9 protein-coding genes are annotated in these 12,545 nt (G+C 46.4%); 7 read left to right on the top strand and 2 right to left on the bottom strand.

The features are described 5' to 3' along the window. Window positions 1–11: 11 nt before the first annotated feature. The 5 genes from F3I09_RS26145 to F3I09_RS26125 are packed head-to-tail and all read left to right on the top strand — an operon-like array spanning window position 12 to window position 8,766. Complete coding sequence (locus F3I09_RS26145) at window positions 12–3,887, top strand: trifunctional MMPL family transporter/lysophospholipid acyltransferase/class I SAM-dependent methyltransferase (protein ID WP_149698005.1); 3,876 nt, start codon at window positions 12–14, stop codon at window positions 3,885–3,887. Further along, window positions 3,877–5,382 (top strand): NAD(P)/FAD-dependent oxidoreductase, encoded by a 1,506-nt coding sequence (locus F3I09_RS26140; RefSeq protein ID WP_149698004.1) that lies wholly within the window; start codon window positions 3,877–3,879, stop codon window positions 5,380–5,382. Before F3I09_RS26145 ends, F3I09_RS26140 begins: the two co-directional genes overlap by 11 nt. A gap of 14 nt (window positions 5,383–5,396) precedes the next feature. After that, entirely contained in the window at window positions 5,397–7,085 is a 1,689-nt protein-coding gene (locus F3I09_RS26135; protein ID WP_149698003.1) for a C45 family peptidase, read from the top strand. A gap of 1 nt (window position 7,086) precedes the next feature. Then, entirely contained in the window at window positions 7,087–7,464 is a 378-nt protein-coding gene (acpS, locus tag F3I09_RS26130; RefSeq protein ID WP_149698002.1) for a holo-ACP synthase, read from the top strand. A 12-nt stretch (window positions 7,465–7,476) separates the two neighbouring features. Then, window positions 7,477–8,766: a phenylacetate--CoA ligase family protein gene (locus F3I09_RS26125; RefSeq protein ID WP_149698001.1), complete on the top strand. Its 1,290-nt coding sequence runs from the start codon at window positions 7,477–7,479 to the stop codon at window positions 8,764–8,766. 5 nt (window positions 8,767–8,771) lie between these two features. Here F3I09_RS26125 and F3I09_RS26120 read toward each other — a convergent pair whose 3' ends face one another. After that, complete coding sequence (locus tag F3I09_RS26120; protein ID WP_149698000.1) at window positions 8,772–9,257, bottom strand: DUF6702 family protein; 486 nt, start codon at window positions 9,255–9,257, stop codon at window positions 8,772–8,774. A gap of 70 nt (window positions 9,258–9,327) precedes the next feature. Between F3I09_RS26120 and F3I09_RS26115 the strand changes: the two genes are divergently transcribed. Together F3I09_RS26115 and F3I09_RS26110 are read left to right on the top strand one after the other, a co-directional pair. Then, window positions 9,328–9,918, top strand: a complete 591-nt coding sequence (locus F3I09_RS26115; protein ID WP_188133964.1) for a HupE/UreJ family protein — start codon at window positions 9,328–9,330, stop codon at window positions 9,916–9,918. A gap of 44 nt (window positions 9,919–9,962) precedes the next feature. Further along, complete coding sequence (locus tag F3I09_RS26110) at window positions 9,963–12,290, top strand: M1 family metallopeptidase (RefSeq protein WP_149697999.1); 2,328 nt, start codon at window positions 9,963–9,965, stop codon at window positions 12,288–12,290. Window positions 12,291–12,338: 48 nt separating this feature from the next. Here the strand turns inward: F3I09_RS26110 and F3I09_RS26105 are convergent, their stop codons facing one another. After that, entirely contained in the window at window positions 12,339–12,530 is a 192-nt protein-coding gene (locus tag F3I09_RS26105) for a hypothetical protein (protein WP_149697998.1), read from the bottom strand. Window positions 12,531–12,545 lie beyond the last annotated feature (15 nt).

The raw sequence follows: 12,545 nt of genomic DNA, 5'->3' as shown, positions 1-12,545 counted from the left end.
TATGAATTGATATGGGTAAGTTATTTGTAAGCATATATAATTTCTTCCACCGGCATAAGGCCTGGCTATGGACTTGTACCATTGTCTGTTTTGCCCTGGCCGGGTATTTCGCATCCCGTATTAAGCTGGAAGAAGATATTACCCGTATCCTGCCACAGGACAAAAAGCTCGATAAGTTACAGCAGGTGTTCAGCGATTCCCGGTTTGCCGACAAGCTGGTGATCACCATCTCTCAGAAAGATACTACACAGGCTCCCCAACCGGATAGCCTCACTGCCTTTGCACAGGTGCTGGCTGCCCGTGTGAATGAGCGCTATGCGCCTTATATCAAACAATTCCAGGCACAGGTGGAAGACGCTGCAGTGCTGGATCTGATGCAGGTGATACAGCAACACCTGCCGGTATTCCTGGAAGAAAAAGACTATCAGAAGATCGACTCGCTGATCATGCCTGACAGGCTACAGCAGACCCTGGAAAATAATTATCATACACTGATCTCTCCTGCCGGGCTGGTAGTGAAGAAAGTGATCGCAGCAGACCCTGTGGGTATGTCCTGGCTGGGTATTAAGAAGCTGCAGCACCTGCAGTACGATGAACAGTTTGAGTTGTATGATGGCTTTGTGATGAGCAAAAACCAGCGGCATTTGTTATTGTTCATTACGCCTGCAAATCCAGCTAATGCTACCGGAAAGAATGCAACATTACTGAAGGGATTACAGGCAGAGATAGACACACTTCAGAGAGGCTCAACAGCAGCTACTGCTTCTTTTTTTGGAGCGGCAGCTGTATCCGCAGGGAACGCCATACAGCTCAGGCAGGATACCTTGTTGACACAGGGTATCGTGGTCGTATTGCTGGTCGTATTGATTGCTTTGTTCTTTAAAAAGAAACGTGCGCCGTTACTGGTAATGTTGCCGGTGGTGTTTGGTGCCTTGTTCTCGCTGGCAGTGATAGCCGTTGTGCAGCAAAGCATTTCAGTGATTGCGTTGGGTGCGGGAGCTGTGGTGCTGGGGATTGCGGTGAACTATTCATTGCATGTCTTTAACCACTACCGTCACCTGCCTGATATCCGTGAAGTGATCCGCGATCTGGCTACTCCCATGACCGTTGGCAGCTTTACAACCGTAGGCGGTTTTGCTTGTCTGCAGTTCGTAGAGTCACCCATCTTACAGGATGTTGGCCTGTTTGCTGCATTAAGCCTCATAGGAGCTGCATTGTTTTCTCTGATCTTTTTGCCACACTGGATTGTGCTGGGTAAACAACCCGCGCATCCGCCGGTGCAACATTACAACTGGCTGGACAAGCTTGCCGCTTACAAACCGGAAAAAAATAAATACCTGGTAGGTGTTATCATACTGCTGACAGTCATCTTCTTCTTTACCGCGGGTAAGGTGGAATTTGAAAGTGATATGATGCGCATGAATTTTATGCGTCCCGAACTGAAAGCTGCAGAAGCAAAGTTCAACCAGGTGAATGCCTATACCGCGCAATCCATTTACCTCGTTACTGATGGTGCTGATTTGGAATCAGCGCTACAGCACAGTGAGCGCTTATTACCGCTGGTGCATGAGTTACAGGAAAAGGGAATTGTAAAGAAATATGCAGGCGTGAATACCTTATTGATGTCCCAACAGGAACAGCAGCAAAGGATACAACGCTGGAATACATACTGGACGCCTGAGAAGAAACAACAACTGGTTAGCTATCTTCAGCAGCACGGACCGGCAGTTGGTTATAAAGCAGCAGCATTTGAACCTTTCGCACTGTGGTTACAACAGGGTTTTACGCCTGTTCCCGAAAGCGATCTGCAGGCATTACGCTCCAGCAACATTGGCGACTTCATTACAGAAAAGAAAGACCGTGTATCCCTGGTTACCCTGCTAAAGGTAGACCCTGCGCAAAAAGCAGCAGTGTATAGAGCATTGGGCGAACAGGAATATACTACAGTACTGGATAAACAATATGTGGCTAACCGCCTTGCAGAAGTGATCCGTAGTGAGTTTAACAGCATTGCCTGGATGACTTCCTTACTGGTGTTCTTTGCCTTACTGATCTCATATGGCCGCATAGAACTGGCGCTGATCACCTTTATTCCCATGCTCATCAGCTGGGTATGGATACTGGGTATTATGGGACTGTTTGGGATCAAATTCAATATCGTTAACATCATTCTGAGCTCGTTCATCTTTGGTCTGGGAGATGATTACAGTATCTTCACGATGGATGGCCTGCTACAGCAGTATAAATCCGGCCGGGAAGATAACCTGTCCTCTTTCCGTACTTCCATCTTCCTTTCCGCTATTACCACCATCTTAGGTCTGGGGGTGATGATCTTTGCGCAGCATCCTTCGCTGCGCTCTATTGCATTGATCTCCATCATCGGTATCAGCTGCGTGGTATTGATCTCACAGGTAATGATCCCGCTGCTCTTTCACTGGCTCATCACCAACCGTACCCGTAAAGGCAGAGCACCGTGGACTTTACATGGATGGGCGAAATCGGTTTTTGCCTTCGCTTACTTTACTTCAGGATGTCTGGTGCTGACAGTAATAGGATGGGTGCTGGTAAGGTTCAATCCGTTTAAGAAAAAGACGAAAGCAAAATATATATACCACCGTATTTTAGCAACGTATACGAAGTCTGTGATCTATATCATGGGTAACGTAAAAAAGAACATCATTAATCCGGAAGGAGAGAAGATGGCAACACCAGCAGTGATCATCAGTAATCACCAGTCCTTTCTGGACATCCTGGTGTCAACTATGTTGAATCCAAAGGTGATCCTGCTGACCAGTGAGTGGGTATGGAACTCTCCGGTATTCGGCGCTGTGGTGAGAATGGGCGACTATTACCCAGTAGCAGAAGGGGCAGAAGGTAGTATTGACAAGCTGAGAAAGAAAGTGGAAGAAGGATACTCTATCGTGGTTTATCCGGAAGGTACCCGTTCTCCTGATGCGTCGATAAAACGTTTCCATAAAGGCGCTTTCTACATTGCGGAACAAATGGGACTGGATATACTGCCGATCGTATTGCATGGTACGGCGTATACCATGAGCAAGAATGATTTCCTGCTGAAAGATGGAACCATTACAGTGAAATACCTGCCAAGAATTAAAGCAGGTGATACTTCCTGGGGAGATAATTATACAGCGCGTACTAAACAGATCAGCCGTTATTTCAAGGCAGAATATGAAAAGCTGCGTGAGGAAATAGAAGTGCCGGCTTATTTCAGGGAACAACTCATCTACAGCTATATTTACAAAGGGCCTGTACTGGAATGGTACATGCGTATTAAAACAAAGCTGGAAGGTAACTATGCATTGTTCGACCAGTTATTACCCAAACGGGGACGCATACTGGACATTGGCTGCGGATATGGCTTTATGAGCTACATGCTGCACTGGCTGTCTGAAGAGCGCGTAATGAAAGGAATAGACTATGATGAAGAGAAGATCATTACCGCACAGCATTGTTACCTGCGGAATGAACAGGTGAGTTTTGAACATGCAGATGTGACCAATTATGCCTTTGGACAATATGATGCATATGTGATCAGTGATGTACTGCATTACCTGCAACCAGAAGAACAGGAGAAGGTATTGTCCGCATGTATCAGCCAGCTGGGGCCTGATGGTGTGATCATCGTACGTGACGGTGATGCCGACCTGAAGGAAAGGCATGAAGGTACCAAGCTGACAGAGTTCTTTTCTACTAAGCTGATCGGATTCAATAAGACGAAAGATAAACCACTGTCATTTTTCTCTTCTTCCCGTATCCGGGAAATTGTTACGGCCAATGGAGCGGTAATGGAACAGATAGACAATACAAAATATACCTCCAACGTAATTTTCATCATCAAAAAGTTATCCCCTGTACATGCAATATGATGTGATTATAATAGGTAGCGGGCTGGGAAGCCTGGTTTGTGGCGCTATTCTCAGCAAGAATGGTTACAAAGTCTGCCTCTATGAAAAGAACCGGCAGATAGGCGGATGCCTGCAAACGTTTTCCCGCGACAAAGCAATTATTGATTCAGGTGTACATTATGTCGGTGGACTTGCTGACGGACAGAACCTGAACCAGGTATTCCGTTACCTGGGCATCATGGATAAAATGAAACTGCGGCAGCTGGACATTGACGGATTTGATCATATTCATTTTGGCAATGAGCAGAAAGTATATAAGCTGGCGCAAGGCTATGATAATTTTGCAAAGCAGCTGCTAAAGGATTTTCCCGGAGAAAAAGATGCGCTGTATGCATACTGTGAAAAAATGAAGGAGGTGTGTGGTAAATTCCCATTGTTCAACCTGAGGACGGGAGACTATCGTGAGAAAGAATCCGTAATGGGACTTGATACGCATGATTTCATAAGCAGTATCACGAAGAATGAGCGGCTGCAGCACGTACTGGCTGGTAATAATCTGCTGTATGCAGGTGAGAAGGGCAAAACGCCGTTTTATGTACATGCACTCGTGCAGCACAGTTATATAGAAAGTTCCTGGAAATGTGTGGATGGCGGTTCTCAGATCTCCCGTGCGCTGAACAGGGTGATCAAAGAACATGGAGGGGATATTATCCGGAATAAAGAGGTGATACGCATCGTTGAGTTTGACGGAAAGGTAGATCATATTGTACTGGCCAACGGAGAGCAGGTCTCTGCAAGGCACTTTATATCCGGTCTGCATCCTGCAAAGACGATGGAGATGACAGAAAGTATCAGTCTGCGGCAGGCCTACAAAGCCAGGATATGTACCCTGGAGAATACACCGGGTACCTTTATGCTGAACGTGGTACTGAAACAAGGTACCTTCCCTTACCAGAACTATAATTACTATCATCACGATACTGACAATGCCTGGGATGGCGTGAATTACACGGCGGATAACTGGCCGAATACCTACGCCCTGTTTGTATCTGCCGGTACAGGAAAGGAGCAGTTTGCCGATAACCTGTCTATCATGACCTATATGCGTTATGCAGATGTGGAGCCTTGGCACGATACCTTTAACACGGACTCACAACCGGATGTGCGGAATGCGGACTACCAGGAGTTCAAGAAAGAAAGATCAGAGAAGCTGCTGGATGCCGTGGAGAAACAGTATCCGGGTATCCGCAACTGTATACATGCTTATTATTCCTCCACACCGCTGACATACAGGGACTATCTGGCTATGCCGGAAGGCAGTATGTACGGCATAGCAAAAGATGCCGCTGATCCCTTGAAAACAATGATCTCGGCAGCGACAAGGTTACCTAATTTGTATCTTACCGGGCAAAATCTGAACTTGCATGGAATTTTAGGGGTGACGATGACGGCAGTGGTTACCAGTTCGGTACTGCTGGGCATGGAGAAGCTTATAAACGATATTAACGCAGCATAAACTAATTAAGAGAGATGTCATTGAAAAAGGGAACGAAACGGAGTGGATGGCGTAGACTGGGCAAGGCGCTGTTGTATGTAACGGGCACGATTGTATTACTACTGATCATATTGGTCATTTATGTAGTCAGTGTATCGCATATAGACCCGCCTGAAATTGCAGACAAACAATCCCTTCAATGGCAGCGTAAGCCGCTGGACAGCACCAGTTATACCCTGGGTAACAGCTGGTTCCGTAAAAGCGAGAGTGGTTTGTATGAACTGTATGTGGAAGGAAAACCCTTCGAAAGAGGTGTAGTGGAAGGTAAACTGACAGCAGAGCTGGTACAGCGACAGGAAGATCATTTTACAGACCAGATCAAAAAAATGATCCCTTCGCAGACCTACCTGAAATTCCTCCGCTACTTTGTAGGGTTCTTCAACAGGAATCTTGCACATAATATTGCTGAAGAAAATAAAGAAGAGATATACGGAATCTCTTTTTCCGCATCTGACAGATACGACTTCATCGGCACCAACTATGAACGTATCCTCAACTATCATGCTGCGCACGATATAGGGCACGCCCTGCAGAATATGGCGCTGGTGGCCTGTACTTCTTTCGGTACCTGGAATGGCGCATCTGCCGATAGTAGCCTGATAATAGGCCGTAACTTTGACTTTTATGTAGGAGATAAATTTTCGGAAGATAAAATAGTAGCATTCTATCGTCCTGAAAAGGGTTACCGCTTTATGATGGTGACCTGGGCAGGTTTTACGGGAGTGGCTTCAGGTATGAATGAGAAAGGACTGACGGTTACCATCAATGCAGATAAAAGTGATATTCCTACCGGTTCTGCCACGCCAGTGTCGCTGGTAGCGAGGGAAATACTCCAGTATGCGAAGAATATTAATGAGGCCTGGACCATCGCCAACAAACATAAGATGTTCGTATCAGAATCTTTCCTGGTAGGTTCCGCAGAAGATAACCGTGCGGCTATCATAGAGAAGACGCCTGAGAAGATGGATATATACGACCCGAAAGAGCAATTCATCACCTGTACCAATCACTTCCAGGGCGCCACGCTGGGTAAAGAAGAGAAGAATATCAAACAAAGAGATGAAACTGCTTCCGGTTACCGTTTCAACCGTCTGTCGGAATTACTGCAGCAGCATGGCCCTAATACAGTGCAGAAAACGGTCGACATACTGCGCGATCGCTATGGACTACATGGAGAGAATATCGGGATGGGAAATGAAAGAGCTATTAACCAGTTGATCGCGCACCATGCCGTAGTATTTGAACCAAAGAAGAAGATGGTATGGGTATCAACAGCACCTTGGCAGCTGGGTAAATTTGTTGCTTACAACCTCGATTCCGTGTTTAATATGAAAGGGCTACAGTATGATCATGAGATCTATGACAGCACACAGACCATTGCAGCAGATCCTTTCCTGCAAACGGAGGACTATAAATCTTTCGTAGCTTTCAGGGCTATGAAGGCTGATATCATGGACGGTAAGGAAGTAGATGTAAAACAACTCATCCGTCTTAATCCGGAATATTATCATGCTTATGTGCTGGCGGGAGATTATGAGTTTAAGCATAAACAGTATAAAGCAGCAGAAGGTTATTATAAAACAGCATTGACCAAAGTAATAGCAACGAAAGGAGAGGAAGATCATATCCGCAGGCAATTGGAAAAATGTGCTAAAAGTAATTAACATGATATACGGGATCGGTACTGACATCATCGAAGTAGCCCGCGTTGCGGCCAAGATGGAAAAAGGAAACGGATTCCGGGACATGATATTTACACCGCGTGAAATAGCCTATTGTGAGGGACAGGCTAGCCCTGCTCAGCACTATGCAGCCCGCTTTGCCGCGAAGGAAGCCTTCCTGAAAGCAATGGGCACAGGCTGGGGGCACGGAAAGATCAACTTCAACGAGATTGAGATCAGGAATGACGAAACAGGAAAACCCCTGTTACAGCTGACCGGTAATGCAGTGTCCTGCTATAGTGAATTACAGATTAAACAGATACTGGTTTCCTTATCCCATGTAAAAGCAACAGCTATTGCCATGGTGGTAATAGAGATCTGAAAACTGAGTACCATGTATATACCCAACATTGAACTGCAGTCAAAAAAAACTATCAGACAATTCCAGGAAAAAGAAGTACTTCACCTGCTGGGCTACCTGCGTGAGTTTTCGCCTTTTTACCGGCAATGGTTCGCAGACCATGGTATACAGCCTTCTACTGTTAAATCATTGAACGATCTGTGGCTGATCCCGCCTGTTACGAAGGAACATCTGCAAGAGCAGAACTGGGACTTTTTATGTGTGGATAAAAGCAAGATCGCTGAATATACAACTACCTCAGGCACCCTGGGTCGTCCCGTTATTATTGCGTTGACACAGAAAGACCAGGAGCGTCTCAGCTATAATGAATACATTTCCTTCTGCTGTGCGGATGGTACTGAAAATGACATTTACCAGCTGATGCTGACGCTGGACCGGCAGTTCATGGCAGGTATGGCCTATTACAACGGTATCCGCAAGCTGGGAGCAGGCGTGCTGCGTATTGGGCCTGGCGTACCTTCCCTGCAATGGGAGAATATCCAGCGCATACAGCCCACTACTATTGTAGCGGTACCTTCCTTTATTGTGAAGCTGATCGCTTTTGCAAAAGAGCATAATATCGATATCAACGACTCTTCCGTAAAGAGTGCAGTATGTATCGGAGAGAATATCCGGAACGTAGACTTCTCCCTGAATGTACTGGGCAAGAAGATCACGGAGCAATGGAATATCAAGCTGTATTCCACCTATGCTTCTACAGAAATGCAGACAGCCTTTACCGAGTGTAAGGCAGGGCAGGGAGGACATCATCACCCGGAACTGCTGTACATAGAGCTGCTGGATGATAACAACCAGCCCGTTGGTCCTGGTGAAGACGGGGAGGTGACTATCACTACCCTGGGAGTGGAAGGCATGCCGCTGTTGCGTTATAAAACCGGGGATATCTGCCGTTATTATGACGAGCCTTGTTCCTGTGGCAGGCATACCATGCGTCTATCGCCGGTGATAGGCAGGCGCAAACAGATGATCAAGTACAAAGGCACTACCCTATACCCACCTGCGCTTTTTGACCTGCTGAATGATATGGAGGAAGTACGGGAGTTTGTGGTGGAAGTATTCTCCAATGAAATAGGCACGGACGATATACTGCTGCATCTCTGGCCGGTAGCGGAAACGGAGGACATTGACCGTAAGATCCGTTCTTACCTGCAGGCAAAACTGAGAGTGATTCCTCAGGTACGCTATGTTTCCCAGGCAGACATCATGAAGATGCAGTTCCCGGAAGGCAGCAGGAAGCCTATCAAATTCATTGACAGGCGATAGCAGTATCAGAAGGCAAAATCAGCATCCGCTTTGGGATTATCCAGTTTAGTGCTTTTGCGCACTGCGTTCTGGATCACATGGATCATATTGATCTGGTTAGGATGCTCATCATACAGGATGTTATTCCTGACATGCGCCCGTTTGAAGGCAGGTATCTTTTCAGCAGCCAGGAAGCACCAGGCTGCCTCTTCTTCTATCTTATAGCCAAGATATTGCAGGCGTACGGGTTTGCCGTCGGTGGTCACGAACAGGTGTTTGGCCAGGTAGCCTGCTATCAGGCTGTCTGTAATAGCCCTGTTGGCAGGATGTACAATGTCCATAGGAGCTTTATACTGCTTTTTAATGGCATTTTCCAGGTCATCTGCGAAGATGCGACAACTTACCTGCAACTCATTTTTGGACTTATCGTGCGTTATTTCGGTGACGCTTACATAGAAAGGATGTAATACCGTCAATGCCGTCACCAACCATTTAAATAATAATACCCCCACTTGCCTAAAAAATTTTAAATTTTAAGATGACCTTTGTATAATTACTGAAACTGGCAACAAATATAGGGTAATGAACGAGTTTGTGATGTATTTTCAGATGGGATGGCAGCATATTGTGGATTGGGGCGGTATGGATCATATATTATTTATTGCTGCCTTATGTGCTGTTTACCTGCTGGAAGACTGGAGAAAAGTACTGGTGCTGGTGACTGCTTTTACAATAGGCCATTCCATTACACTTGCATTGAGCGTAACGAACGTAGTGTATATAAAAAGCAGCGTAATAGAGTTCCTTATACCGGTGACAATAGCCATCACAGCTTTTTCAAATGTAATAAGGAAGCAAACTGTTCCGGGCAAATTACAGATCAACTACTTTTTTGCAGGGTTTTTCGGATTGATCCATGGAATGGGTTTTTCCGGTTACCTGAAAAGTTTACTTGGAACACAGACAAACATTGTTCGACCCCTGCTGGCCTTTAATCTGGGATTGGAATTTGGCCAGGTCCTGATTGTCACAGGCGTGCTTTTACTGGCAGCTATTGTCGTAAATATCCGGCGTGTGAAACGCAGGGACTGGAATTTGTTCCTTTCATCCGCCATTTTTGGGGTTGCTTTTATGATGGCCGCTGAGCGGTATCAGGAATTAATGGTTAAGTAAGCAGTAACAACCAAGCTGCTGACCTTTGTAATATAGACTTGTTTATGAGAAAGAAATCCTTCAAACTAGCACTGGCCCTATGCTTTATGACGGCACTGGCACAGGCGCAGAATCCAGGCTCTAATCATGGTAACCGCTTTGAGCAGCTGGGTACTATGCTGACAGATCCTAATGAATACCGCTCTGCTTCCGGGGCGCCCGGACCAAAATACTGGCAGCAACGGGCAGATTACGACATTACCGCTACGCTGGACGATGAGCAGCAGAAGCTCACAGGTGCGGAAACTGTTACGTATTACAACAACTCGCCCGACCCGCTGACCTACATCTGGTTGCAACTGGACGAAAATGAGCATGACCTGAAAAGCGACAACAACAGCTTTGATGGCAGCACGATGTCTGAGAAGATGAGTATGCGTACTGTAAACGGCATACTGGGTAATCCGGGTAGTAAGAAATTTGGTGTGAACATCGTGAAGCTGACCGACGAAAGCGGCAAGACTTTATCTTACACCATCAACCAGACCATGTTGCGTATTGACCTGCCACAGACACTGCAGCCGGGCCAGAAGCTCCGCTTCAAGGTAGAATGGTGGTACAACATCTCTGACCGTATGGTACAGGGTGGCCGTGGTGGTTATGAATATTTTCCTGACGACAAGAACTACCTCTATACAATTACCCAGTGGTATCCACGCCTGGCGGTATATTCTGACTTCCAGGGATGGCAGAACAAGCAATTCACCGGTCGTGGCGAGTTTGCGCTGACCTTTGGTAATTTCAAAGTAAGCATGAACGTACCTGCTGATCACGTGGTAGGTGCTACCGGTGAATGTCAGAACTACAAGGATGTACTGACATCTGCACAGTTCCAGCGCTGGCAACAGGCACAGACTGCAAAACAGCCTGTGGAAGTAGTAACACTGGACGAGGCGCAGAAAGCACTGGCAGGACATGCTACCGGTCGTAAGACATGGGTATATGAAGCACAGAACGTGCGTGACTTCGCCCTGGTATCTTCCCGCCGCCTCGTATGGGATGCGATGGCTACCAATGTAGAAGGCAAGAAAGTAATGGCAATGTCTTACTACGGTCCGGAGGCTTATCCGCTATACAATCGCTACTCTACCAAAGTGGTAGCGCATACCGTTAAGACATATTCCAAACACACTATTCCTTACCCTTATCCAGTAGCTATCTCAGTAGAAGCTGCAAACGGTATGGAATATCCGATGATCTGCTTTAACTATGGCCGTGCTGAGAAAGACGGTACTTACTCCGAGACTACCAAAAATGGTATGATCGGTGTGATCATTCACGAAGTAGGACACAACTTCTTCCCGATGATCGTGAACTCTGACGAGCGTCAGTGGACATGGATGGATGAAGGTCTGAACACTTTCTGCCAGTTCCTGACAGAACAGGAGTGGGACAACAACTTCCCTTCCAACCGCGGACCAGCCTACAAGATCACTGACTACATGAAGATGCCGAAAGATCAGCTGGAACCTATCATGGTGAATTCTGAAAACATCGTGCAGTTTGGACCAAACGCTTACGCAAAACCTGCTACTGCACTGAACATCCTGCGTGAGACCGTAATGGGCAGAGAACTGTTCGATTTCGCTTTCCGTGAGTATGCACGCAGATGGGCATTCAAACATCCAACGCCTGCTGACTTCTTCCGTACCATGGAAGATGCTTCTGCAGTAGACCTGGATTGGTTCTGGCGTGGCTGGTTCTATGGTATCGAACCAGTTGATATTTCCCTGGATAGCGTAAAATGGTTCCGCCTGGATACAAAAGATCCGCAGATCAGCAAAGCTGAAGCAAAAGCAAAATATGACCGCGCTGCTGACCACATTTCCCGTGCACGCAACAAGGCTGCCGGTATGCAATTTGCAGTAGACCAGGATACAAGCCTGCAGGACTTCTACGTGAAATGGAACCGCTTTGAAGTAACTCCTGAAGATAAGGCTGCATATGAAACTTTCTCTGCAGGACTTTCTCCTGAAGAGAAGCGTCTGTATGAGAGCAAAAAGAACTTCTATGAAGTATCTTTCTCTAACGTGGGTGGTCTGGTAATGCCGCTGATCATTGAATGGACATATGCAGATGGTACTAAGGAAACTGACCGTATCTCTGCGTATATCTGGCGTAAGAACGAAAACAATGTATCCAAGGTTTTCGCAAAGGATAAAGAAGTAGTGGCCATCAAGCTGGATCCTCAGCGTGAAACTGCTGATATCGATGAGTCCAACAACAGCTGGCCTCGTGTAGCAGCTCCTTCCCGTTTCGAATTGTTCCGTCAGTCACAGAGTGTACGTGGTGCATCTACTGGTGGTAACCCGATGCAGAAAGCGAAGAAATAATAAGCATCATAAATAAAAAAATGCCGCGAAGATCTTCGCGGCATTTTTTTATTGTTTTTTTCCGGGCTTCTCTTTATCCGGAGTTCCCTTTTTGGGTGTTCTTCCAGCTTCTTTAAGGGCGCGGTGTATGATCCACTCCAGCTGACCGTTGATGCTCCTGAACTCATCCGCAGCCCATTTTTCAAGTGCTTCATAAGTCTCGCCGTCAACCCTTAATACGAATGATTTCTTATCCGCCATACCCCGTATTTACTG

Source organism: Chitinophaga sp. CF418 (assembly GCF_900142925.1).
Lineage (GTDB): Bacteria > Bacteroidota > Bacteroidia > Chitinophagales > Chitinophagaceae > Chitinophaga.
This window is presented reverse-complemented; position numbering and strand designations above follow the sequence as displayed.